Annotated in this window: 22 protein-coding genes; 14 read left to right on the top strand and 8 right to left on the bottom strand. The window is 59.1% G+C overall.

Features of this window, described 5'->3' with window-relative positions; translation table 11 throughout:
- Window positions 1-207 precede the first annotated feature (207 nt).
- The 9 genes from IH404_RS00430 (at window position 208) to IH404_RS00390 (ending at window position 10528) form a co-directional block, all read left to right on the top strand.
- Window positions 208-1497 (top strand): MFS transporter, encoded by a 1290-nt coding sequence (locus tag IH404_RS00430; protein WP_005792537.1) that lies wholly within the window; start codon window positions 208-210, stop codon window positions 1495-1497.
- A gap of 196 nt (window positions 1498-1693) precedes the next feature.
- The gene (locus IH404_RS00425) at window positions 1694-2680 is read left to right on the top strand and encodes a phosphate ABC transporter substrate-binding protein PstS (protein WP_005792536.1); all 987 of its coding nucleotides are present in this window, start codon (window positions 1694-1696) and stop codon (window positions 2678-2680) included.
- A gap of 417 nt (window positions 2681-3097) precedes the next feature.
- Window positions 3098-5131 carry an ABC transporter permease subunit gene (locus IH404_RS00420; RefSeq protein WP_194440637.1) on the top strand — a complete coding sequence of 678 codons (2034 nt, stop codon included), beginning with the start codon at window positions 3098-3100 and terminating at the stop codon, window positions 5129-5131.
- A gap of 15 nt (window positions 5132-5146) precedes the next feature.
- Entirely contained in the window at window positions 5147-6817 is a 1671-nt protein-coding gene (gene pstA / locus IH404_RS00415; RefSeq protein WP_122732691.1) for a phosphate ABC transporter permease PstA, read from the top strand.
- A 164-nt stretch (window positions 6818-6981) separates the two neighbouring features.
- Window positions 6982-7815 (top strand): phosphate ABC transporter ATP-binding protein PstB, encoded by an 834-nt coding sequence (pstB, locus tag IH404_RS00410; protein WP_005792533.1) that lies wholly within the window; start codon window positions 6982-6984, stop codon window positions 7813-7815.
- Between the two features lie 70 nt (window positions 7816-7885).
- Window positions 7886-8647: a phosphate signaling complex protein PhoU gene (gene phoU, locus IH404_RS00405; protein ID WP_005792532.1), complete on the top strand. Its 762-nt coding sequence runs from the start codon at window positions 7886-7888 to the stop codon at window positions 8645-8647.
- Between the two features lie 167 nt (window positions 8648-8814).
- Window positions 8815-9714, top strand: a complete 900-nt coding sequence (locus IH404_RS00400; protein ID WP_005792531.1) for a response regulator — start codon at window positions 8815-8817, stop codon at window positions 9712-9714.
- Between the two features lie 186 nt (window positions 9715-9900).
- Window positions 9901-10224, top strand: coding sequence for a type II toxin-antitoxin system RelE/ParE family toxin (locus IH404_RS00395; RefSeq protein WP_005792530.1), 324 nt, complete (start codon window positions 9901-9903; stop codon window positions 10222-10224).
- 4 nt (window positions 10225-10228) lie between these two features.
- Window positions 10229-10528, top strand: a complete 300-nt coding sequence (locus tag IH404_RS00390; protein ID WP_005792529.1) for an XRE family transcriptional regulator — start codon at window positions 10229-10231, stop codon at window positions 10526-10528.
- 62 nt (window positions 10529-10590) lie between these two features.
- On the opposite strand, the gene IH404_RS00385 is transcribed toward IH404_RS00390, so the two are convergent.
- The 3 genes from IH404_RS00385 to phoB all read right to left on the bottom strand — a co-directional run bounded on the left by IH404_RS00385 (window position 10591) and on the right by phoB (window position 14197).
- Window positions 10591-11931, bottom strand: a complete 1341-nt coding sequence (locus IH404_RS00385; RefSeq protein ID WP_005792528.1) for a hemolysin family protein — start codon at window positions 11929-11931, stop codon at window positions 10591-10593.
- A gap of 208 nt (window positions 11932-12139) precedes the next feature.
- Window positions 12140-13426, bottom strand: a complete 1287-nt coding sequence (gene phoR, locus IH404_RS00380) for a phosphate regulon sensor histidine kinase PhoR (RefSeq protein ID WP_236648093.1) — start codon at window positions 13424-13426, stop codon at window positions 12140-12142.
- Between the two features lie 81 nt (window positions 13427-13507).
- The gene (gene phoB, locus IH404_RS00375; RefSeq protein ID WP_005792526.1) at window positions 13508-14197 is read right to left on the bottom strand and encodes a phosphate regulon transcriptional regulator PhoB; all 690 of its coding nucleotides are present in this window, start codon (window positions 14195-14197) and stop codon (window positions 13508-13510) included.
- A gap of 154 nt (window positions 14198-14351) precedes the next feature.
- Here phoB and IH404_RS00370 point away from each other — a divergent pair, with 154 nt between their 5' ends.
- The gene (locus tag IH404_RS00370; protein ID WP_122732688.1) at window positions 14352-14729 is read left to right on the top strand and encodes a hypothetical protein; all 378 of its coding nucleotides are present in this window, start codon (window positions 14352-14354) and stop codon (window positions 14727-14729) included.
- A gap of 108 nt (window positions 14730-14837) precedes the next feature.
- On the opposite strand, the gene ubiA is transcribed toward IH404_RS00370, so the two are convergent.
- Both ubiA and IH404_RS00360 read right to left on the bottom strand, forming a co-directional pair.
- Window positions 14838-15728 carry a 4-hydroxybenzoate octaprenyltransferase gene (ubiA, locus tag IH404_RS00365; protein ID WP_194439607.1) on the bottom strand — a complete coding sequence of 297 codons (891 nt, stop codon included), beginning with the start codon at window positions 15726-15728 and terminating at the stop codon, window positions 14838-14840.
- Window positions 15728-16291: a chorismate lyase gene (locus tag IH404_RS00360; RefSeq protein WP_194439605.1), complete on the bottom strand. Its 564-nt coding sequence runs from the start codon at window positions 16289-16291 to the stop codon at window positions 15728-15730. Before IH404_RS00360 ends, ubiA begins: the two co-directional genes overlap by 1 nt.
- Window positions 16292-16486: 195 nt before the next feature.
- Between IH404_RS00360 and IH404_RS00355 the strand changes: the two genes are divergently transcribed.
- From IH404_RS00355 to IH404_RS27740, 4 genes are all read left to right on the top strand, one after another.
- Complete coding sequence (locus tag IH404_RS00355; protein ID WP_005792522.1) at window positions 16487-16654, top strand: rubredoxin; 168 nt, start codon at window positions 16487-16489, stop codon at window positions 16652-16654.
- Between the two features lie 28 nt (window positions 16655-16682).
- Window positions 16683-17831 (top strand): FAD-dependent oxidoreductase, encoded by a 1149-nt coding sequence (locus IH404_RS00350; RefSeq protein WP_005792521.1) that lies wholly within the window; start codon window positions 16683-16685, stop codon window positions 17829-17831.
- A gap of 191 nt (window positions 17832-18022) precedes the next feature.
- Window positions 18023-18298, top strand: coding sequence for an HU family DNA-binding protein (locus IH404_RS00345; RefSeq protein ID WP_003195589.1), 276 nt, complete (start codon window positions 18023-18025; stop codon window positions 18296-18298).
- A gap of 285 nt (window positions 18299-18583) precedes the next feature.
- On the top strand, window positions 18584-19567 hold the full coding sequence (locus IH404_RS27740) for a type III secretion effector protein (RefSeq protein WP_242462634.1): 984 nt from the start codon (window positions 18584-18586) through the stop codon (window positions 19565-19567).
- An 87-nt stretch (window positions 19568-19654) separates the two neighbouring features.
- Here the strand turns inward: IH404_RS27740 and IH404_RS00335 are convergent, their stop codons facing one another.
- Genes IH404_RS00335 through IH404_RS00325 form a run of 3 tightly spaced genes read right to left on the bottom strand, consistent with a single transcriptional unit; the run spans window position 19655 to window position 24933 of the window.
- Window positions 19655-20101 carry a hypothetical protein gene (locus tag IH404_RS00335; RefSeq protein ID WP_032803752.1) on the bottom strand — a complete coding sequence of 149 codons (447 nt, stop codon included), beginning with the start codon at window positions 20099-20101 and terminating at the stop codon, window positions 19655-19657.
- Between the two features lie 24 nt (window positions 20102-20125).
- Window positions 20126-24484, bottom strand: a complete 4359-nt coding sequence (locus tag IH404_RS00330; RefSeq protein ID WP_194439603.1) for an RHS repeat-associated core domain-containing protein — start codon at window positions 24482-24484, stop codon at window positions 20126-20128.
- Window positions 24485-24498: 14 nt separating this feature from the next.
- Window positions 24499-24933, bottom strand: coding sequence for a DcrB-related protein (locus IH404_RS00325; RefSeq protein WP_005792518.1), 435 nt, complete (start codon window positions 24931-24933; stop codon window positions 24499-24501).
- Between the last annotated feature and the right edge of the window lie 4 nt (window positions 24934-24937).

Here is a 24937-nt window from a genome sequence, read left to right as displayed (position 1 = left end):
CTTGCACTGGCGAGTATATCGAGACCCTGGCGCCACGACGACCTCCGGACGCTCATTTGGTCGGTAAATAGACGCTGTATCGGGGCTTTTGCGCGCAACTGTGTTCCTGGCGCTGTGCTTTTTCAGGCGATTTGCTATCTTGCCAAACCCGCCGCAAGTCACGGGCGTGCAGTCCTTTACGATGATTACTATAAGAGAAGCCTTGCCATGTCCTCCGTGCCCGCAAGCAGTGCGCAGCCCTCGCGCCCGCTGACCCGCAACGACTACAAAACCCTGTCGCTGTCTGCCTTGGGCGGGGCGCTGGAGTTCTACGACTTCATCATCTTTGTGTTTTTCGCCACCGTGGTCGGGAAACTGTTCTTCCCCGTCGACATGCCCGAATGGCTGCGCATGATGCAGACCTTCGGCATCTTCGCCGCCGGCTACCTGGCCCGCCCCTTGGGCGGCATCATCATGGCGCACTTCGGCGACCTGCTGGGGCGCAAGAAGATGTTCACCCTGAGCATCTTCATGATGGCCGTGCCGACCCTGATCATGGGCTTGCTGCCGACTTACGCGCAGATTGGCCTGTGGGCGCCGCTCTTGCTGCTGCTGATGCGCGTCATCCAGGGGGCGGCGATTGGCGGCGAAGTACCGGGCGCCTGGGTGTTCGTCTCCGAGCACGTTCCGCCGCGCCACATCGGCTACGCCTGCGGCACCCTGACCAGCGGCCTCACCGCCGGTATTCTGCTCGGCTCGCTGGTAGCTACTGCGATCAATACGGCCTATACCCCGGAGCAGGTCTCCGATTACGCCTGGCGGATCCCATTCCTGCTTGGTGGTGTATTCGGTCTGTTGTCGGTGTATCTGCGCCGCTGGCTGCATGAAACACCGATCTTCGCTGAGATGCAGCAACGCAAGACCCTGGCTGCCGAGCTGCCGTTGCGCGCAGTGCTGCGTGACCACCGTGGCGCCATTGTGTTGTCGATGTTGCTCACCTGGCTGCTGTCCGCCGGCGTCGTGGTGGTTATCCTGATGACGCCGACCGTGCTGCAAACCGTCTACCACTTCAGCCCCACGGTGGCACTGCAAGCCAACAGCCTGGCCATCGTGACCCTGAGCCTGGGTTGCATCGCCTCGGGTGCCCTGGCCGACCGTTTTGGCGCCGGTCGCGTGCTGGTCACCGGTTGCGCACTGCTGCTGGCGACCTCCTGGACGCTGTATCACAGCCTGATGGCCCACCCGGACTGGCTGTTTCCGTTGTACGCATTGACCGGTTTGTTCGTGGGCACCATCGGTGTAGTGCCCTACGTGATGGTCAAGGCGTTCCCGCCGGTGGTGCGTTTCAGCGGCCTGTCGTTCTCCTACAACGTTGCTTATGCCGTGTTCGGCGGGTTGACGCCATTGGCGGTGTCGCTGCTGATGAAGGAGAGCCCGATGGGCCCGGCTTACTATGTGGCCGTCCTGTGTGTGATGGGGATGTTGGTGGGTGGGTATCTGTGGAAACGCGGCCGCTAACGCCAGCCTGATCTACTGTGGTGAGGGAGCAGGCTCCCTCGCCACAAGAGAGTGTGTGTTCCGTTTTTGACTTCGCATACCTTTGCTTCCCGATAGTGGCCTTTCATCTAATTGTCACATTGCAGACATAGAGTGTTCACACGGCCTCTCGATACTTGGCCCCGATCCAATTATCCCTATCTGCTAGGAGCAAGGCATGAAACTGAAACGTTTGATGGCGGCAATGACTTTTGTCGCTGCTGGCGTTGCGACCGCCAACGCGGTGGCCGCTGGTGTTGATCCGGCAATCCCGGCGTACGTCAAGACCACTGGTGTGTCGGGCAACCTGTCCAGCGTCGGCTCCGATACCCTGGCTAACCTGATGACCCTGTGGGCCGAGGGTTACAAGAAGGAATACCCGAACGTCAACATCCAGATTCAAGCTGCCGGTTCCGCCACCGCGCCACCTGCGCTGACTGAAGGCACCTCCAACCTGGGCCCGATGAGCCGCAAGATGAAGGACACCGAACTGGCGGCCTTCGAGCAGAAGTACGGCTACAAGCCAACCGCTATCCCGGTTGCCGTGGACGCCCTGGCGGTGTTCGTGCACAAGGACAACCCGATCCAGCACCTGACCATGGAGCAAGTCGACGCGATCTTCTCCTCGACTCGCCTGTGCGGCGCCAAAGCTGACGTTAAAACCTGGGGCGACCTGGGTGTGACCGGCGACCTGGCCAACAAGCCAGTGCAATTGTTCGGTCGCAACTCGGTATCCGGCACCTACGGCTACTTCAAGGAAGAAGCCCTGTGCAAAGGCGACTACAAGCCTAACGTCAACGAACAACCTGGCTCGGCTTCAGTGGTGCAGTCGATCAGCTCCTCGCTCAACGGCATCGGTTACTCGGGCATCGGCTACAAGACCGCCAGCGTGAAGACCGTGGCCCTGGCCAAGAAAGGCAGCACTGACTTCATCGAAGACAGCGAAGAAAACGCCCTGAACGGCAAATACCCGCTGTCGCGCTTCCTCTACGTGTATGTCAACAAAGCCCCGAACAAGCCGCTGGCCCCGCTGGAAGCCGAGTTTGTGAAACTGGTGCTGTCCAAGCAGGGCCAGGAAGTTGTCGTCAAGGACGGCTACATCCCACTGCCTGCCAAAGTGGCCGCCAAGGCCTTGGCTGAGCTGGGTCTGAAAGAAGGCAACTAAGCCTGCGATACCCGGTGTAATACCGGGCCCGTGTGGGAGCCCGCTCCCACACAAAGCCCGGTTACATCCCTAATTTTAAGTCCGCTGCCAGCTTTGCTTCGCGGCGGATTTGTTGCGTCACTGCACTGTCATCTTTCTGTCATACAGGATCGCTAGGGTGTGCGCATGAATGATCTGGCCAATTCCACCATGACGACAACTTCTCCCCCCAAGCGCATTGATTTCAATACGCCTGAGCTGCAACGCAAGCGCCGCATTCGCGCGTTCAAGGATCGCCTGACCCGCTGGTATGTGCTGGTTGGTGGCCTCGCCGTCCTCGGCGCCATCACCCTGATCTTCTTCTTCCTCGCCTACGTCGTTGCACCTCTGTTCCAGGGCGCCTCGTTGACCAGGGAAGACGCGCTGACACCCGCCTGGATGCAGGACGCCGGCAAGCCGTTGATGATCTCCCTTGAAGAACAGAACCAGGTTGCCATGCGGGTTTCCGACAAGGGCCAAGCGCTGTTCTTTGCAGTGGATAGCGGTGCAGAGCTCAAGCGTGTCGACCTGCCGCTTCCGGCCGGTGCCAGCGTTGCTTCTATTGGTGAAGACCAGCCGGGCAGCCCGCTGGTTATCCTTGGTTTGTCCAATGGCCAGTCCCTGGTGTTCCGCCACACCTATAAAGTGTCGTACCCGGACGGCAAGAAGACCATCACCCCAGCGATTGAATACCCTTACGGCGAAACGCCGATCGTGTTGGATGAGGCCGGTCGCCCACTGGAGCATGTCGCCCTCAACGCCACTGACTCCACCCTGGTGGTGGCCGGTTCGGCGGGTTCGTACCTGAACGTGCTGTCGTTGAGCCGCGAAGAAAACATGATGACCGGTGAAGTCACCAGCGAGCAGAAGCGCATCGAGCTGCCGCAGATGACCGAACCGGTGAAAGCCATCTTCGTCGACCCACGCCAGCAGTGGCTGTATGTGATCAACGGTCGCGCCCTGGCCGACGTGTTCAGCCTGCGCGACAACAGCCTCAACGGTCGCTACAAACTTCTGGAAGACGGCGCAGCCGAAGTCACCGCCAGCACTCAGTTGGTGGGCGGTATCTCGCTGATCGTCGGCAACTCCAAGGGCGGCCTGGCCCAGTGGTTCATGGCCCGCGACCCGGATGGCGAGCAACGCCTGAAACAGATCCGCACCTTCCAGATGGGCACTGCGCCCATTGTCGAAATCAGTGCTGAAGAGCGCCGCAAAGGTTTCACCGCGCTCGACGCCTCGGGTAAGTTCGGCGTGTTCCACAGCACCGCCCACCGTACCCTGCTGGTGGACCCGGTGGTCGACGGCCAGGGCCTATTCGGCATGTCGCCACGGGCCAACCGTGTGATCGTCGAGGCCGGCGACAAGCTGCAACCGTTGCTGCTCGACAACCCGCACCCGGAAGTCTCGTGGAGCGCGTTGTGGAGCAAGGTCTGGTACGAGAACTACGACGAGCCTAAATACGTCTGGCAGTCCACCGCCGCCAACACCGACTTCGAACCCAAGATGAGCCTGGCCCCGCTGACCTTCGGCACGTTGAAGGCTGCGTTCTACGCCATGCTGCTGGCCGCGCCACTGGCGGTTGCCGCCGCGATCTACACCGCGTACTTCATGGCCCCGAGCCTGCGCCGCAAGGTCAAGCCAGTGATCGAACTGATGGAAGCCATGCCGACGGTGATCCTCGGCTTCTTCGCCGGCCTGTTCCTGGCGCCGTACGTGGAAGGGCATCTACCGGGGATTTTCAGCCTGCTGATGCTGTTGCCGATCGGCATCCTGGTCGCCGGTTTTGTCTTCAGCCGCTTGCCCGAATCGATTCGCCTGCGGGTGCCGGACGGCTGGGAAAGCGCGATCCTGATCCCGGTGATCCTGTTCGTGGGCTGGCTCTCGCTGTACATGAGCCCGTACCTGGAAACCTGGTTCTTTGGCGGCGACATGCGCATGTGGATCTCCCATGACCTGGGGATCACCTACGACCAGCGCAACGCCCTGGTGGTTGGCCTGGCCATGGGTTTTGCGGTGATCCCGAACATCTACTCGATCGCCGAAGACGCCGTGTTCAGCGTACCCCGCGGCCTGACCCTGGGCTCCCTGGCCCTGGGCGCCACGCCGTGGCAGACCATGACCCGCGTGGTGATCCTGACCGCCAGCCCGGGGATTTTCTCGGCGCTGATGATCGGCATGGGCCGTGCCGTGGGTGAAACCATGATCGTGCTGATGGCCACCGGTAACACCCCGGTGATGGAGATGAACCTGTTCGAGGGCCTGCGCACCCTGGCGGCCAACGTCGCGGTGGAAATGCCCGAGTCGGAAGTCGGTGGCAGCCACTACCGCGTGCTGTTCCTCTCGGCGCTGGTGCTGCTGTTGTTCACGTTCATCATGAACACCCTCGCCGAGCTGATTCGTCAGCGTCTGCGCAAGAAATACTCGTCGCTTTAAGAAAGGTAGAAGTCTGTGAAACAGAACTCCCTGAATGGATGGTTCAAGAGCGGCGCCCCAGGCGTCTGGATCAGCGGTGGCGCGGTGTCCATCGCGGTCATCATGACCATTGGTTTGCTGGCTGTGATTGCCGTGCGTGGTCTGGGCCACTTCTGGCCGGCCGACCTGATCCAGGCCAACTACAACGTGCCGAGCCAGGCCAACCATATCGTCATCGGCGAAGTGGTACAGAAAGAAGAAGTGCCGCGTGAGCGCCTCAAGAGCGCGGGCCTGCCGGTGCCGGACCAGGGCCCGGAATTCATGACCCGCGAGCTGATCAAGGTCGGCAACCGCGACTTGAACGGCAACGACTTCACCTGGATCGTCGGCGAATGGTTGAAGGACCAGACCAAGCCGGCCAACCTGATGACCATTGAGCGTCGTGAGTGGGGCAACTTCTACGGCACCCTGGTCAACGTCAAGCAGGACGGCAAGGTCATCGCTGAAGGCGAGGCCGCATGGCCAGAGCTGCAAGCTCGCGTGGACCGTGTCAACAAGCTCGCCGCCCAGCTCAAGACCCTGGAAAAAACCGATATCGGTGCGATCAACGCCGGCCTGGAACGCATCCGCCTGCACGGGCGCAAACTGGAACTGGAAGGCAAGCTCGATGCCGCCGCCCAGGCCGATATGGACGCCGACCGCGCCGAACTCAACGCCCGCTATCAAGATATCGAAGCGCGCCTGGCCGACCTGCACGCCCAGTTCAACCGCGATGCCCTGACCGCCCGCGACGGCAACGGCAAGGAAGTGGAAATCGGCATCGGCAAAGTGGTGCACGCCTACCAGCCGAACGCCATGGGCACCCTGACCAAGATCGGCTTCTACTTCAGCAAGGTCTGGGAGTTTCTCAGCGATGACCCACGGGAAGCCAACACCGAAGGCGGGATCTTCCCGGCCATCTTCGGCACCGTGATGATGACCCTGATCATGGCGATGATCGTCACCCCGTTTGGCGTGCTGGCGGCGGTGTACCTGCGTGAGTACGCCAAGCAGAACACCCTGACGCGGATCATCCGTATCGCCGTGAACAACCTGGCGGGCGTACCGGCCATCGTCTACGGCGTATTCGGCCTGGGCTTCTTCGTCTATGTACTGGGTGGTTCGGTTGACCGCCTGTTCTTCGCCGAAGCCTTGCCGGCGCCGACCTTCGGTACTCCGGGCCTGCTCTGGGCCTCTCTGACCCTGGCGCTACTGGCGGTGCCGGTGGTGATCGTGGCCACCGAAGAAGGCCTTGCGCGGATCCCTCGCACGGTGCGTGAAGGCTCCCTGGCACTGGGCGCGACCAAGGCGGAAACGCTATGGAAGATCGTGCTGCCGATGGCCAGCCCGGCCATGATGACCGGCATGATCCTCGCCGTGGCCCGCGCCGCCGGCGAAGTGGCGCCGCTGATGCTGGTGGGGGTAGTGAAGCTGGCGCCGTCGCTGCCGCTGGACGGCAACTATCCGTACCTGCACCTGGACCAGAAGATCATGCACCTGGGCTTCCATATTTATGACGTCGGCTTCCAGAGCCCCAACGTCGAAGCCGCACGGCCGCTGGTGTACGCCACCGCGTTGCTGCTGGTGCTGGTGATCGCCACGCTCAACCTGTCGGCGGTGTGGATTCGTAACCACCTGCGCGAAAAATACAAGGCGCTGGATAGCTGACACGGTCCAATGTGGGAGCTGGCTTGCCTGCGATGCAGACGACGCGGTGTATCAGTCAGACCGCAGTGATGCCATCGCAGGCAAGCCAGCTCCCACAGACACAGAATTTGAGTAAGCCGCCCCGGCGGTTCAACGAAACGAATTGGTAGCACAGGGAGCATCCCATGCAACACGAAAACCAACCTCACGGCATCAACATGTCTGCCCTGGGTCGCGACAAACAGAGCCTGAGCCTGGCCCAGGAAACCGTGGCCATCGAAGTCCCGGGCCTGAGCCTGTACTACGGCGAAAAACAAGCGCTGTTCGACGTCAGCATGAACATCCCCAAGCAGCGCGTGACCGCCTTTATCGGCCCGTCCGGCTGCGGCAAGTCGACATTGCTGCGCACCTTCAACCGTATGAATGACCTGGTGGACGGTTGCCGTGTGGAAGGCGCGATCAATCTCTACGGCACCAATATTTACCGCAAGGGTGAAGACGTGGCCGAGTTGCGACGCCGGGTGGGCATGGTGTTCCAGAAGCCCAACCCGTTCCCCAAGACCATTTATGAGAACGTGGTCTATGGCCTGCGCATCCAGGGCATCAACAAGAAGCGCGTTCTCGACGAAGCGGTTGAATGGGCTCTCAAGGGCGCCGCGTTGTGGGACGAGGTCAAGGACCGTCTGCACGAGTCGGCACTTGGTTTGTCCGGCGGCCAGCAGCAGCGTCTGGTGATCGCCCGTACCATCGCCGTAGAGCCGGAAGTGCTGCTGCTCGACGAACCGTGCTCGGCGCTCGACCCGATCTCGACCCTGAAAGTCGAAGAGCTGATCTACGAGCTCAAGTCCAAGTTCACCATCGTTATCGTGACCCACAACATGCAACAGGCGGCGCGGGTTTCGGACTACACCGCGTTCATGTACATGGGCAAGCTGGTGGAGTTCGGCGATACCGATACCCTGTTCACCAATCCGGCGAAGAAGCAGACCGAAGACTACATCACCGGTCGCTACGGCTAGGAAGCTGTGGTTCTGATTGCACTGACGCTGCGGTTCTCCGCACCTTACCGGACGCTCCAAGGACGCCAACATGATTAGCAAAGAAGGCCTTACCCATCACATCTCCGCGCAGTTCAACGCCGAGCTTGAGGAAGTGCGCAGCCACCTCCTGGCGATGGGCGGGTTGGTGGAGAAGCAAGTCAACGATGCCGTCACCGCGCTGATCGAGGCCGACTCGGGCCTGGCCCAGCAGGTGCGCGAGATCGATGACCAGATCAACCAGATGGAACGCAATATCGATGAAGAGTGCCTGCGCATTCTTGCCCGTCGCCAGCCGGCGGCCTCGGACTTGCGTTTGATCATCAGCATCTCCAAGTCGGTGATCGACCTGGAGCGCATTGGCGACGAAGCCACCAAGATCGCCCGCCGTGCCATCCAACTGTGCGAAGAAGGTGAAGCGCCACGCGGTTACGTGGAAGTGCGCCATATCGGCGACCAGGTGCGCAACATGGTGCGCGATGCCCTCGACGCGTTTGCGCGTTTCGATGCAGACCTGGCGTTGTCGGTGGCTCAGTACGACAAGGTCATCGACCGCGAGTACAAGACCGCCTTGCGTGAGCTGGCCACCTACATGATGGAAGATCCACGCTCTATCTCGCGGGTCTTGAGCATTATCTGGGTGCTGCGCTCCCTGGAGCGGATCGGCGATCACGCGCGTAATATCTCGGAACTGGTGATCTACCTGGTGCGCGGTACCGACGTTCGGCACATGGGCCTCAAGCGCATGAAGGCCGAAGTTGAGGGCTCCGCCGATCAAACGCCTAATGTTCCAGGCGAATCTGACGATAAGTAAGGTTGCCCGTGAAATTAACGCCCGGCCATTGGCCGGGCGTTTTCGTTTGTGGCAGCTGAATTTTTTGCGCGGGCGGCGAATAAAGTCCGAACGTGACTGCAAGGTTTTGGCAAAATGCCATCAGTCAGGCGTACTGCCAGCCGAGGTTTTTATAGGATGAAGGGTCGATGAGCAAAGTCAGTGTATTGGTGGTGGATGACGCCTCGTTTATTCGCGACCTGGTGAAGAAGTGCCTGCGCAATTACTTCCCCGGAATCAAGATCGAAGATGCGGTGAACGGCAAAAAGGCGCAATCCATCCTGATGCGCGAAACCTTCGACCTGGTGCTGTGTGACTGGGAAATGCCTGAGATGTCCGGTCTTGAGCTCTTGACCTGGTGCCGCGAGCAAGCGCATCTGAAGGCCATGCCGTTCGTGATGGTGACCAGCCGTGGCGATAAGGAAAACGTGGTTCAGGCGATCCAGGCCGGCGTTTCCGGCTATGTCAGCAAACCGTTCACCAACGAGCAACTGCTGAACAAGGTCAAGCAGGCCCTGCACAAGATCGGCCGCCTCGACGCACTGATCGCCAGCGCGCCGACCAAGATGAACTCGGCCTTCGGCAACGACTCCCTGAGCGCCCTGACCGGCGGCAGACCCGAAGCGGTCAAGCCGGCTCCGGTGGCGGCGCCCAGTAAAGGTCTGCTCAACACCCCACCCGTGAAGGCCCCGGCAGCAGCGGCGCCGGCTGGCAGTCGCGGTCAGGGCCAGTTGCGCCTCTCCAGTGGCACTCAGCAATGCGTGATCAAGGCCCTGAGCATCAAGGAAGCGTTGCTGGTGGTAAAGCGCGGCGACGTCCTGCCTCAGGTACTGGAAAGCGCCGTGCTCGACCTTGAGCAGGGCGACAATGCCGAAGTCGCACGCCTCAACGGCTACCTGCATGCCATCGTCGCCTACGAGCCCAGGCCCGACAGCGACTGGTTGCAACTGACCTTTCGCTTTATCGACCAGGATGCGCAGAAGCTGGACTACATCTCACGCCTGATCGCCCGCGGCACGGCGCAGAAGCATTTTGTGCCGGGTGCCTGATGGCCTGAATCAAGCAACCGACCGGTTGTCTGATTCCTGCTAGATGGCTTGATTTATATCTGTTCCGATATAGGCTCTCGATAACGCTTCAGTGTTGTCGAGCCTTTGCTATGCCTTGAAACAAAGCTGCACCGCCTTTGGTTGAGTCGTCGATTACGCTTTTTCTTTCCAGGAAAGGAGAAATCAATGCCAAGGCACAAGGATGTGGTGTTTCTAGGAAGCTCGCTCAAGGATCTCAAGGATTTTCCTCTCGACGCCCGAAGGGCAGCCGGTTTTCAGTTGGATCTGTTGCAACAGGGTGAGCAGCCCTTCGATTGCAAGCCGATGAAAACGATCGGAAGGGGCGTCAATGAGATTCGGATCACTGAAGAGTCGGGTGCGTTTCGAGTGTTCTACGTGGTCAATCGGCCGGAAGCTGTCTATGTGCTGCACGCGTTGCGCAAGACCACACGGAAAACCGAAGGGCGGGATATCGAATTGGCGCGTGCCAGATTGCAGGAATTAGGTTAAGCCCATGACAAATCAAAAGTTACATACCGAACGTTTCAACTCTGTGTGGGATGCTCTGGAGGACACGCCAGCGCAAGCCGCCAATATGCGCCTACGCTCAAAGTTGCTGTTGGAGTTGTGCAACACCATTCGTAGCTGGGAGCTGTCCCAGAAGGATGCGGCGCTAAGGCTGGGTATCAGCCAGCCTCGCCTGAACGACGTACTCAATGGCAAGATCGACAAGTGTTCTCTTGATGCGTTAGTCAATCTGTCGGCCGCGGCGCAGATGAATGTGGATATCTGTTTCAACGCGCTGCCTGCGTGACGATCGTTTAGGTCGTCACGACGCTTGGGATATTGCCCAATTTTGCATTGGGCAATCGAAGGTCAGTCCAGCAGCAAGACCTTGGCCAGTACTATCTTCGGCCCTTTCATCTTCTTGATGATGATCCGCAAGCCTTCCACTTCCAGCACTTCCTCTTCTTCCGGCACGCGCTTGAGGGTGTCGTAGATCAGGCCGGCCAGGGTTTCGGCTTCGATGTGGTCCAGGTCGACGCCCAGCAGGCGTTCGACTTTGAACAACGGCGTGTCGCCACGTACCAGCAATTTGCCGGGCTGGTAGGCGAGGATGCCGCGTTCGGCCTTGCGGTGTTCATCCTGGATATCGCCCACCAGTACTTCCAGCACGTCTTCCATGGTCAGGTAGCCGATGATCTTGCCATCGGCTTCCTCCACCAGGGCGAAGTGCGCGCCGCCTTTGCGGAACTGCTCCAGCAGTTGCGACAACGGCATGTGCCGCGAGACGCGTTCAAGCGGGCGGGTCAGTTCGGCCAGGTTGAAGGATTCGGGAATATGGTCCAGGGCGGCCAGTTCCAGCAGCAGATCCTTGATGTGCAACAGGCCCACGAACTCATTGCGCACCGCGTCATACACCGGGTACCGGCTGAATTTGTGGCGACGGAACAGCGCAAGAATCTCTTTGAGCGGGGCGTTGAAGTCCAGGGTTACCAGGTCTTCCCGGGAGTTGGCCCAGTCGACCACTTCCAGCTCGCCCATTTCCACCGCCGAAGCCAGTACGCGCATACCTTGGTCGCTCGGGTCCTGGCCACGGCTGGAGTGCAGGATCAGCTTGAGTTCTTCGCGGCTGTAATGGTGCTCATGGTGCGGACCAGGCTCGCCTTGGCCGGCGATGCGCAGGATGGCGTTGGCGCTGGCGTTGAGCAGGTAGATGGCCGGGTACATCGCCCAGTAGAACAGGTACAGCGGCACCGCCGTCCATAGCGACAGCAGCTCGGGCTTGCGAATCGCCCAGGACTTGGGCGCCAGCTCACCGACCACGATGTGCAGGTAGGAAATCACGAAGAAGGCGGCAAAGAACGACACGCCCTTGATCACCTCCGGCGACTGCACGCCGATGGCACCGAGCATAGGCTCGAGGATGTGCGCAAAGGCCGGCTCACCGACCCAGCCCAGGCCCAGGGAAGCCAGGGTGATACCCAGCTGGCAGGCCGACAGGTAGGCGTCGAGCTGGCTGTGAACGGTGCGCAGGATCTGCCCGCGCCAGCCGTTCTTGTGGGCGATGGCCTCGACCCGCGTGGCGCGCAGTTTGACCATGGCAAATTCCGCCGCAACGAAGAAACCGTTGAGCAGTACCAGGATCAGTGCAAAAAGAATCATGCCGAAATCGGCGAAGAGTGTAGCGAGGGTAATGCCAGGGGAAGGGTCCATGATGGGGTTTTGCAGGTTCCGTGTGTTCAATAAGGGATGACAGGTGAGCCTGAAAGGCAGGCGCAAGTCGGCCAATGTAGCGGCTGACGGGGCGCTTGCCTAGTGCCCGCTGCCGGGCGGGGCAAGGAACCTGTTCTCCAAAAGCATACAAATCCAATGTGGGAGGGGGCTTGCCCCCTCCCACATTTAGATTTGTGCTGTATTTGAGTTATTCATCATTGTCGATCACTGGCGAACGCGTTACCTGCGTTGTCGGAAAATGGCAGGTAAACGTACTGCCATGCCCCAGCACGCTGCTGATTTCCAGGCGTGCCCGGTGGCGCAACAACACATGCTTGACGATGGCCAGGCCGAGCCCCGTGCCGCCGGTGTTGGAGTTGCGGCTGGAGTCAACGCGGTAGAAGCGTTCGGTGAGGCGCGGCAGGTGCTTGGCGTCGATGCCGATACCCGAGTCCTGCACGCTCAGGTGCGCGCCCTGTTCGTCGGCCCACCAGCGAATACGAATATTGCCCTTGTCCTGGGTGTACTTCACCGCGTTGAACACCAAATTGGAGAACGCGCTGCGTAACTCGCCCTCACTGCCCTTGAGCAGCACCGTTGGGTCGGCTTCCAGGGTGATCTGCTGGCCGCGTTCACCGGAGAGCGCCTGGGCGTCATTCTTTATGGTGTGCAGCAGGCTTTGCACTGCCACCGGGTGGTTATCCGAGGGGTAATCGGTGGCTTCAAGCTTGGCCAAAAGCAGCAAGTCGTTGAGCAGGGTCTGCATGCGCGAGCCCTGCTGCTGCATCTGCTGCAGGGCGCGGCTCCAGCGCGGGTTGATCTCGTCGACGTTGTCCAGCAGCGTCTCCAGGTAGCCGCAGATCACCGTCAAGGGCGTGCGCAACTCGTGGGAGACGTTGGCGACGAAGTCCTTGCGCATCTGTTCCAGCTGGTGGATGCGGGTGACGTCGCGCACCAGCATCAGGTGCTCGTTGTTGCCGTAGCGCGTCAGGTACAGCTGGATGCGGACGCGGTCATTGGTGGGCGAGGGGATTTCCAGGGCCTCTTCGTAGTTGTCCTGCTCGAAGTATTCCTTGAAGCGCGGGTGGCGTACCAGGTTGGTCACCGGCTGGCCGCTGTCCTGGGGCGTCTTGAGGCCCAGCAGGGTCTCGGCCGCGCGGTTCCACCATTCAAGGTTGCCGTCGCTGTCGAGCATGATCACCGCGTCCTTGAGTGCGGCGGTGGATTCCTGCACCCGGTCGATCACCGCTTGCAGGCGCCCGCGTACCCGTTGGTCGCGGCGTTGCAGGTGGTAGATGCTGTCGAACACCTCGCCCCACAGGCCATAGCCATCGGGCGGCGCCTCGTCGGGTTTGTGCTGGCGCAGCCATTCATGCAGGCGCAGCAATTGTTTGAGGGTCCAGCCCAGGTACAACGCGATGCCGGCGGCCAGGCTCCAGCCGTAATAGCCACTGATCAGCCCGACCAGCAGGCAAGCAGTGATCAACAGAAGCATGTGGCGGATCAGGGTGCCATGCCAGTTCTGGTTCACTTAAACATGCGTCCTTGTCAGCTGTTAAGGGAGGAAGGGGCTGGCTCAGCTTTTGGTGGAAAACCGATAGCCGGTGCCGCGCACGGTTTGTACCAGATTCTCGTACGCGTCGCCCAAGGCTTTGCGCAAGCGGCGGATATGCACGTCCACGGTGCGCTCCTCCACATACACATTGCCGCCCCACACCTGGTCCAGCAATTGGCCGCGGGTGTAGGCGCGCTCCTGGTGGGTCATGAAGAATTGCAGCAATCGGTATTCGGTCGGGCCCATCTCGGCGGGCTTGCCGTCGATGGTCACGCGGTGGCTGATCGGGTCCAGAATCAGGCCGTCGACTTCGATCGGCGCTTCGCCATCGGTCGGGCCGGCACGGCGCAATACGGCTTTGAGGCGCGCCACCAGCTCCCGAGGGGAAAAAGGTTTGGTGATGTAGTCATCAGCGCCCACTTCCAGGCCCTGGATCTTGTTGTCCTCTTCACCCTTGGCGGTGAGCATGATGATCGGGATATCCCCGGTCAGTTCGTCACGCTTGAGGCGCCGGGCCAACTCGATGCCGGACGTGCCGGGCAGCATCCAGTCGAGCAGGATCAGGTCCGGCTTGCGGTCGACGATAATGGCGTGGGCCTGCTGGGAGTTTTCCGCCTCCAGGCAGTCATAGCCGGCCATTTCCAACGCAACGGCGATCATCTCGCGAATGGGCGCTTCGTCGTCAACAATCAGAATGCTCCTGCCAACCATGCTCGAAATCCTCTTGTCATTTAACTGTCTTGCGCCGCATTAGATAACGGAATTATTGCAGTCGTGTGACAGTAATTTAGTCGCTTGGGCAATTCAGGGCACTCTGGACTACCCTTTGGGTCCGAATCCTGACAACCACAAAAGGAAGGTTCCGATGACTTACAGCACGATTTCCTGGAAAGCCCTGCTGCTATCCGCAGCGTTGGCGCTGCCAGGCCTGGCGTTTGCGGCAGAGCCTGCGATGACTAAAGACGGGATGTTGGTGGATCACAAGGGCATGACGCTCTACACCTTCGACAAGGACGCCGATGGCAAGTCAGTGTGCAAGGACCAGTGCGCGACCAACTGGCCACCGCTGAAGGCAGAATCCACCGACACCAAGACCGGTGATTGGACGGTGATCACCCGCGACGACCAGACCAGCCAGTGGGCCTACAAAGGCAAGCCTGTCTACACCTACAAGGACGACAAGAAGGCCGGTGACAAGACCGGGGATGGCAAGGGTGGTGCCTGGCACATCATCAAGCCATAAGCCTGCGGTGCTGCTGAATCCATCGGGGGCAAGCCCCCTCCCACACTTGATTTGTGAATGCTTTCAAAATGTGGGAGGGGGCTTGCCCCCGATGGCGTCAGTCCTGCACTACCGAACCGCGTAATCCAGAACAATCCCGACAAAAATCGCCAACCCCGCCCAATGGTTGTGCAAAAACGCCTTGAAGCACTTCATACGGTCCCGATCACGGGTGTACCAGAACTCCCAGGCAAAACAGCCCGCCGCCGCCAGCAACCCCAGTTGGAACCAACCTCCCAGTTCAAACCGCGTGCCGGCCAGCAACAGACACACCAGCGACAGCCCTTGCAGGGTCAGGATGATCACACGATCAGCATCGCCGAACAGAATGGCGGTGGATTTCACCCCGATCTTCAAGTCGTCATCACGGTCGGTCATGGCGTAATAGGTGTCGTAGCCCACGGTCCACAACAGGTTGGCGATATACAGCAACCACGCGGTGGCGGGCAGATGGCCGGTCTCGGCGGTAAACGCCATCGGCATCCCCCAGGAAAACGCTGCGCCCAGCACCACCTGTGGGTAGTAGGTGTAGCGCTTCATGAACGGGTAGCTGGCCGCCAGCGCCAGGCCGCCCAAGGATAGCAGGATAGTGCTGGCGTTGGTCAGCAGCACCAGCAGGAAACTGACACCCATCAGCACGGCAAAAAACACCAATGCCTCTTTCGAGCTGATCTTGCCGCTCACCAGTGGGCGTTGCTCGGTGCGCTTCACATGGCCATCGACCTTGCGGTCAGCCCAATCATTGATCACGCAGCCACCGGCGCGGGTCAGCACCACGCCCAACACGAAAATCACGATATTAAGCAGCGACGGCGAACCCTCGCCGGCAATCCACAGTGCCCACAATGTCGGCCACAGCAACAGGTAGATGCCAATGGGCTTGTCCATGCGCGTCAACTGAATGAAATCCCAGGCCCTGGGGTTCAGGCGGTTCAAGGACTTGAGCAGACGTTGATACATCAGCAGTTCTCCGGATGGTCATGCAGCGCGTGCCAGAAACTCGGCAGGAAGACTTCTGCCACCAGCACGCTCAGCGCGCCGCGATCGAAGCGAGAGCGGCGCGCCCACAAACCGTCGGTCTGGTCCGCTGCCGGTAGCCATGGGCGAGGGTAATGGCACACTTCGATGGCCTGGCGGGTAAAGGCGCGGTCGCAGAACAACAGCTCCCCCAGCGAGCGACTGCCCAGCTCGTCCATGTGCAGCCCGTCGCCCTGCAAGGCACTGCGTGCCGCCACGCTGCGGGCAAACACCCACGGCTGGTCATGCCCACGCAGGTACACCTCGCGCACCCAGCCGATGCTGGCCGGGGCCAGGCCCAGGGCGGCACATTCATCGTCGCGCAATGGCTGCCAGCCTTCGAACAGCGGCGTCACGCTGAAACCCTCGTTGGACAGCCAAGTCAGCCGTCGCGTCAGCGAGCCTTCGTCAAACAGCCAGTTGAGGGTCAAGGGCGTGGGCAAGGGACTCAGAAGGCTCTGGGTCAGCCATTGGCAAGCATCGGAAGGGGCGATTGAGTGCGGCACGGTGAGTCAGTATTGGCAGCAAAAGAGGCGGCGAGCTTACCATGGCACCCTGAACTTTTGCCGCGCCAAACCGGCCGTTTGCGTCGATCGTGCTTGCATCTGCCGGCCCCGATCAGTACAAAACGCCCTGAGCTGTGCGGCAACGCTGGATCCATCGACCGCCGGCCAAAATGCCTGGACTTGAGGAAGCTCGTAATGAAGAAGTGGCAATGTATCGTCTGTGGCTTGATCTACAACGAAGAGGACGGCTGGCCGGATGACGGTATTGCACCAGGCACCCGGTGGGAAGATGTCCCCGCAGATTGGCTGTGCCCGGACTGCGGTGTGGGCAAAATGGATTTCGAAATGATCGAAATCATCTAATTAAGAAACGTACTACAAGGAGAAGGGAATGAACGCACCCGTCGTGATCATCGGCACAGGATTGGCCGGTTACAACGTAGCCCGGGAGTTTCGCAAGCTCGACAGCGAGACTCCATTGCTGCTGATCACCGCGGATGACGGGCGCTCCTACTCCAAGCCCATGCTCTCCACCGGCTTTGGCAAGAACAAGGAAGCCGATGGCCTGAGCATGGCCGAACCCGGCGCCATGGCTGAGCAACTCAAGGCCCAAGTGCGCACCCACACACGCATCAGCGGCATCGACCCGGGCCACAAGCGCCTGTGGATCGGCGAGGAAGCGGTGGCCTACCGCGACCTGGTCCTGGCCTGGGGCGCAGAAACCGTGCGTGTACCGGTCGAAGGCGATGGGGCTGAACTGATTTTTCCGATCAACGACCTGGAAGACTACGCGCGCTTTCGCGCCGCGGCTGCCGGCAAACGTCGCGTGTTGTTGCTTGGCGCCGGCCTGATCGGCTGCGAATTTGCCAACGACCTGATCCTCGGCGGCTATGAAGTCGATCTGGTTGCGCCGTGCGAGCAGGTCATGCCGACCCTGCTGCACCCGGCGGCTGCTGCAGCGGTGCAAGCCGGGCTGGAAGGCATCGGCGCGCGTTTCCACCTGGGCCCGGTGCTCAATCGCCTGCAACGCACGGCTGATGGCCTTGAGGCGCACCTGTCGGACGGTGATGTGATCCACTGTGACCTGGTGGTGTCCGCCATCGGCCTGCGTCCTCGTGTAGACCTGGCCGCCGCCGCCGGCCTGCAAATCAATCGCGGGATCATGGTGGACCGTCACCTCAAGACGTCCCACGCCAACATCTACGCCCTGGGCGACTGCGCCGAAGTCGACGGTTTGAACCTGCTGTACGTGATGCCACTGATGAGTTGCGCCCGTGCCCTGGCGCAAACCTTGGCCGGCAACGCCACGGCGGTGAGCTATGGGCCTATGCCGATCACCGTGAAAACCCCGGTCTGCCCGCTGGTGGTGTCACCTGCGCCACGGGGCACCGAAGGTGTGTGGAGCGTCGAAGGGCAGGGCGCCGACATCAAGGCCCTGTGTCGCGATGCCAGCGGCCGCCTGCTGGGTTACGCGCTGACCGGCAGCGCCGTTATGGAAAAACTGGCCCTGAACAAAGAACTTCCGCCATTGCTGGCGTAAATGCCAGCCGTTCTGTCGGAATCAGCATCGTTTCGCCTGTAGAAAGGTCGCCTGGAGACTGGCGGAGCGTGCGAGGGCGTGCCATCCTCACTCCCGTCTGCCGCAGAGTAGAGCCTGCGGCGCCTTGGGCGCTGCTCCACCAGAGAGCAGCACGGACATAACAACAAAAAACCGTCAAAGAGGCTTCATTTATGCGTAAACCAGATCTCGCAGCCGCCATCGCTGAAAAAGCAGACCTCACCAAAGAGCAGGCCAACCGCGTCCTTAACGCCGTACTCGAAGAAATCACCGGCGCCCTGCACCGCAAGGATAGCGTCACCCTGGTGGGTTTCGGCACCTTCCTGCAACGCCACCGCGGCGCCCGCACCGGCAAAAACCCGCAAACCGGTGAGCCTGTGAAGATCAAGGCAAGCAACACCGTAGCGTTCAAACCGGGCAAGTCGCTCAAAGACAGCGTCAACCCGTAAGTTAAGCGGTACCGTCTCGAAGGGAGACGGGGCGGTAAAGAAAATGGGCACGTCGACTGGGTCGGGTGCCCATTTTTATTGGGGGTGAAAAAAGGGCAGTGGGGAATATAAGCAGTTGTCTCCTGCAGAATTATTAATGGTCGAAGTGGAAGCTGAGTTGTAGCGAGTTTTTATTGAGTAATAATCGAATTATATAGTTGATATGGAACTACATCGGTACGGATTGACACATACGGCATGAGACAGCAGGGAGCGCGCTCTAAACTAATTTTTAGAGGTGTATATATGCAAATCTTCGATCAGCCCCTTGTTCCATTGCTCACGCCATTAACCCAGCAAAAAAAGACGGAGATCAAATCGCCGTCGACGTCGGGTAGTACGGGTACCGAGGCAAATAGTTCAAACGATAAACCGGATTACAGTCAGAACAAAGGGAGCGCTCAATACCCTCAAGCGACCCCTGAGGAACTCGTTAGTCGAAGCAAACGTGCTGCTGAAAGACTCGGCACGCCAAGGATCAGCTTCAAGCCCAAACCCAAGCCCAAACCTAAACCCGAGTCCAAGCCCAAGCCTAAGCCCGCGCCTCCCGCGCCCAAGCCGAAACCCACGCCCCCAAAGCCAGCGGGAGGATCGAACGGTCCCGGGGCGGCACGTAACACTGGAAATGACATTGTCGGCTTGCAACAGAACAACGCTTTCCCACCGGTTTCGCCGTCAGTCGCGATGACTATACGTAATGCGCTTCTAACGTCAGGGACCAGCAATTTGGTCAATAGCGGTTTTACCGTGGGGCAGCATTTCGTTTCCAAAGGCCTGGAAGAAAGGGTTGCAGCACAGGCAAAGATGCCTGGAGCAGAAGTAAAGAAACCAGACGGCACGACGGGTACCGTAGACCCTGCCGCGACGGAGGAGCAAAAAATGCAGGCGCGTCTTACAGGCGCAGAAATAAACACTGAGTCTCTGACCAACAGCATCATTTTCATCAACGAAGGCCCAGACGCGAAGGCTGTGGTAGCTAGCCCCGACGCGCCAACGGATACACAGGGGCGTTTAACCAACCTTGAGAAGCGGATGGACGCGATAGAAAGCCAAATGCCCGACATCGCTAAGCGTTACGGGCTTATCTATACCCCGTATGAGGCGTCTGAGTCATCGGAGGCGCCGACTGACAAGGCGCGTATGGAAAATGTTGAAAAGCGCTACGCGTTTATGAATAAGATGGTTAAAACATTGGTCACACTTAAGCAGAACGAAGCTGACGCTGACTAGATTTGTAAATGCAATGAGGGCGGATTTAGCTGAATAAATCCGTCCCGTCCTCTTTTTAGATTTTTTATGTGAAATAAAACCTTGAGGTTACTTGAAGATTTCCCACGTTGTTTCCCCCTCGTAAGTTTGCACAGCCATCCGATAGATATCGGTCCATATATCCCCTGTCGGCCTTTTAACAAGGTGTTTTGCACCAAATACATAAACAGTCTCACCTAGCGATATCCTTTCTTTGATGTGCTGCGCTGTAGGGGGTACCAGGAATTGATGCAAAAAGACCATAGGGTGCCCCTGATGATACAGCCAGGCAGGTTCGCCTACCCATACGGGTTTATCCTTCATGCAAAGGTATTCGTTATCGAGTCGCTCCGTTAGCCATTTTTTTTTATTTTTCGGTGCGCCTTGCGCTACATATTCTTCGTAAAGCTTGCGAGCAAAATCCTCTGCGCTTTCATCTTCCATCGAGGCAGATTTTTTTTCCGCGACAGTCATTGCCGTGCCCCAGAAAACGTGAAAATCAGTCAACTCACTCATATCTGCTGCTCCTGAAAGGGTTCTCTAAAATTGCCCTGTGGTTTTTACAATTCTCACCAAATCCCAGCCGGTATGGCGATACTTGTCCATTGACTCATGCCCCCAAGGCGTCGCCTTGGTCAAGTTCCAATCTTCATGAGCCACTTTTGATCCGGCGCGTTGTGGAATGTATTGATGATTCAGCTCCATCGACACCGTGATTTCCTTGGTCCTGCCAACACGTCCCTTTAGTCGGCTTCTCAGAGTATTACGATAACGAACCTCTATTCTCATCTGCGGTGCCTTGCCTAGGGCCATTCGAGCCAGGTTTCTAGTTGAGTACTGGCCTGGCCGGGCATTGGCACCCGCGGCTTTCCAAACACCTTTCCTTGCTGTGCTCCAACATTTCCAGCCCCACGGGTCGATCCAGGCGATCGGATTCGGCCCATATTGATAGAGATTGATCCCTCCCGCCAACCCAAGAGGATCCGGTGTGGTAAACCGCCCGATATCCGGGTCGTAAAACCGGAATGTATTAAAATGCAGTCCCGTTTCTCGATCTAGATATTGCCCCTGAAACCGTAAGTTCTGCTCTTCGATGTAGGTAGGCTCGCGCACTTCCTCCACCGTACCGCCCCACATTCGGTAACTGGTCCGCCAGATGACTTCGCCGTCTTCTTCGGTTAGCTGCTCCGGCTGGCTATTGAGGTCGTTATGGTAGTGACGGATTTTTTGCACAGGCCCCGTGCCGTCGACCCGGGCTACGGGCTTGTAGCCTTCATCTTCATAGATATAAAGGCTGGACTGACTATGCCTGGATTCCTGCAAGAGACGCAGCTCGTCCCAGAGGAAGCGCGTCATCCCCAACTGATAGCCATCGCTGCCATACTCGGCTTTTTCAATGCGACGCCCCAGGGGGTCATAGGTCATCCTTATCCTGTTGCCGCTATCATTTCGTACTTCAATCAGACGACTTTCCGCATCGTAGACAAAGCGCTGTAAACCGCGAGAGGCACTGCGCTTTTCGACCAGGCGACCCAAGGCGTCGTACCGGTAACGCTTATCTTGATAGGTCAGCAGCCGGTTATGTTTTACCAAGCCACCTTGATGTGAACTATCGAGCAGGTTGGCTGCGGCATCATAGGCGCAGGTTTCGCTCCGTCCTGCCTGGTGGCTGACAAGAATCCGTTCGGTACTGTCGTAACCCAGATGCTCTTGATGATCGTGCACGCGATCGACACGATGACGTCCAATCACGTTGTCGCTGGGATCGTAGCTATAGTCGGTCTCTACCAGTGGTGGCAGCTGCCACGGCTGATCGATGCTGCGCCGCTGACGCGAGCGGACCCTTCCACTTCGATCATAGGCGGTACTTGTCTTGAGTTGACCCTGGGTACGCTGCACTTCGCGATGCAAGCGATCACGCTCGAAGTCGCTGATAACCTTTCCATCGAGATTCAACTGATGCAGGTGGCCACTGCCGTAATACAGGCGGTTCAGCCATCGACCATCAGGCAAGCCGGTTTGAATCAGATTTCCCAGTTCGTCGTAACGATGCTGCACAGACCCTGCCGAGCTTTTCTCCTCAAGGAGCTGCCCCATGGCGTCATAGCTGAAGCCAAGTAATTGCTCATTACCATCAGGCGCCGTGAAAGTAACACCGACCAGTTGGTCGTTGAGGTCGTGCGCGTAGCTGGTGGTACCGTCCGCAGTTATTTTGCTGACCAGGCGTCCCACGGGATCTCGCTGAAACTGATGTGACAGCGGCGCTACCGGCTCACCTTCCGTTCCCGGCAGGTAGTCAACGGCGACGACATCATCCAGCGGGTCATAGGTGTAGCAGCGCCGGCTTTTATCCAGGTCCTGCTGCTGCACCATGCGGTCGGCTGCATCCCACTCAAAGCGATAACTCTCACCGTTCTCGTTGGTCAGCTTGCTCAGACGTCCGTAGGCATCATGATCGAACATGACCGAACGGTTATGCGCGTCCCAGCGCTGTTTGACCAGACCGCGAATGTCATAGGCATAGCGTGTGGTGCTGCCGGCAGGGTCTACGTGGGCAGTCAGATAACCACTTGCGCTGCGTTGGAATTGTTCGACGCGGCCGTCCGGAAGCTGACATTCCAGAAGCAGCGCCTGAGGGCCGTATCGGTAACGCACCGATTCACCTTCGGCATTGGTCTGCACCACCAGATTGCCAAACGCATCGTATTGATAACGCGTCGGATAACCCGAACAATCCACTTCTTCGACCAGTTGGCTCCACTCGTTCCAATGCAATGTTCTGGATTTTTCCGTCGCATCGATGATGCGCACCGGCTGTCCGAAACCGTCATAGACATAGCGCGTGCGGTTGCCCAGTGGATCGACTTCCTCAATGCAGTTGCCACGTTGGTCGTAGCGGTAATGCCAACTATTGCCCGCAGGGTCGGTTTCAACCTGAGGCAATGCCCAATGCGCAAGCCATTGTGTGCCACGGGTCCTGCCCAGCGGATCGGTCACTGTACTCAGGTTGCCGGAGTCGTCGTAACAGAAGCGCCATCTGCCGTTCTTTGGGTCAATCGCGCCTGCAAACTGGCGATCTTCGTTCCATTCGAATTCCCAGATACTGCCTGCGTTATCAACGTATCGGGTGATCTGATATTGCGGGTTCCAATGCCGAGTGCTGACGCGCATCAACCCATCGGTTACGCGTGTAATGCCCGCATCCAAGTCGTAGTCGAAGGTGTATTCATCGCCCGCATCTGTCCAGTGCCGACTGACGCGCCATTCCTGGCCGTCTGGTCCAGGTACTTGAGCCCATTGGTAGAAGCAACGCAGACCACTCGCCAATTGGTGCTCGACCATGCGTCTGCTGCTGTCGTAGGCAAAGCGTCGTAGGGTCGTGCCTTGTGCATCCAATACTTCGGCAAGATCGCCGTTGCTGTCATAGCGATAACTGACAAGTACGTCGCTGCGTGCATCGAAGTGGTCCTGGCGCAGGTATCGCCGCTCGATGTGGCTCACACGACGCGGATGCTGAGTTGTATAACTCAACTCGACGTGCATGAAATCATGGGTGTCACGCAAGCGGTGAAGCCTTCCCTGGGCATCGTAATCGAGAAAGATCCGCCCTTCATTGCGATCACCCAGCAGGTGCAAGCGCATCCGTGAGTTGTTCTGCGGGTCGATTTCGAACAGCCGATACAGACCGTCGATGCTCTCAATCAATACCGCGCCTTCACCGCTGCGTCTCACCGCAAGGCCTTCGCCCGGATCGAACGCTCCACCGGACAACGGGATATAACCGATCTCCAGGCGCCGTCCCTGCTCATCGATATAGAACAGGTTTTCGTCGGCATCTATTTCGACCGACACCTCATAGTCGACGCTCCAGCCTGCGCCGAAGAGGCCGTTGCGACGTGTATCGAGACTGTTGTAGAAACGTTGCCAATCGATAGGGAGCAGGCCGGGCAGAACAAAGTCCAACTCCTCCTCTTCGCCCAAGACCTTGGCCCCTGTCGCGCTGTGCACCGGATTGGGCGAGCCATTCATGGCGCCCTTGAGCGCAGAGGTGACCTTGGCGGTCCCATAAGAAATCGCGCCGCCCACCAACGCACTTCCGATCATGCACGGCAGTTTGGTCCAGAAACACTTCACATTGCCCCGCAATGCCATCACCACGGCAATCGCCAGCCCCACCCCCGGCGTTTTCCCGCTGCGAATCTCCTGCACCACGATGGTCTCGCCACCAATGCGCACATCCGGCGAAATCAGGCCCTCAGCCGTCCCAATCTTCGCATCGCAGGTACTGCGATCCCCGCTGCGTGCCGCCGGCTGACCATTGATGAATACCGAGCTGGAACCCTCGGCAATGAATTGCAGCGGCATCGGCGGGTGCTTGTTGCACCCCACGGTATCCAGCGGGCACGGCTCGGTGCCGGGCGCAGGCGAGGCGACGGTCGGGCGCCACATCTGCGAGAAAAACTCACCTGCCATATCCAGGAAGCTCGGCGCTGCCGGCTCGCTGGGCGCGACGGGCACAGCCGTCATCTTGCCGGCAGCGCGGGCAGCCTTTTTGCCATTGATGAACACGTTGTGCGAGCCGCTGGTGATGAACGCATCGATCACCGGCGGGAACACCCAGTTAGCGGCGGACTCGCACCAACTGGATATCTTCAGGTCCGCCCCCGTGAGGCCCGCGGTGATGCCGACGACCGCGCCCACTACCAACACCAATGCGACGCCACCAGTGGCAATGGTTGCACCGGTCGCGAGGAAAACCGCCCCGGCAACGGCCAGGCAGCCCACGGTAGTGATCGCCGCATAGGCGGCCACTTCCAGCACACCGCCGAGAATATCGGCCATCACCGAGGTGTGCAGCAGTGCGTCGCCTTCGCGGGCAGCCCAGAGATCGTCACTCATCGCTCAGGCTCGACTCAGGGCGTAGCAGTAAAATTGAGCGTGTTTTTCAGCGTTGCCCAATGAGCCGCCTCGACAGGGCCCAGGGGCTGGGTCTTGACGTAGCTCAGCGCAATCAGTTGGCGGGTGCCGGGTATCTGCATTGCCAGCTGATATTGGTAAATGTTGTCGCTGCCTTTGTTGAAACGGTTCTGTACTTCAAAGGCGTCAATGTCCTGCTTCGGCCCGACCTGGACCGCTTGTGCAGGGGAATAGCGCAGATCCTTGACCTGCTGCTCGAGTTTTTTCAGCTGGCCTTCGAAATTGCTTTGCAAGCTCTCGCCGTCCGCCAATGGGCTGCGGCTCACCACTAGGGTGGTGCCCAGCTTGGCGAACTTGAGGATATTGATCGAGGTGTCCTGTACCTCGGCATCGGGCAGGGTGAATTGGGCTTCGTTGATCAGGTAATTCATGATG

Source organism: Pseudomonas sp. OST1909, from assembly GCF_015277575.1.
GTDB lineage: Bacteria > Pseudomonadota > Gammaproteobacteria > Pseudomonadales > Pseudomonadaceae > Aquipseudomonas > Aquipseudomonas synxantha_A.
The sequence above is the reverse complement of the archived record's forward strand: the minus strand, read 5'-3'. Positions and strand labels throughout refer to the sequence as shown.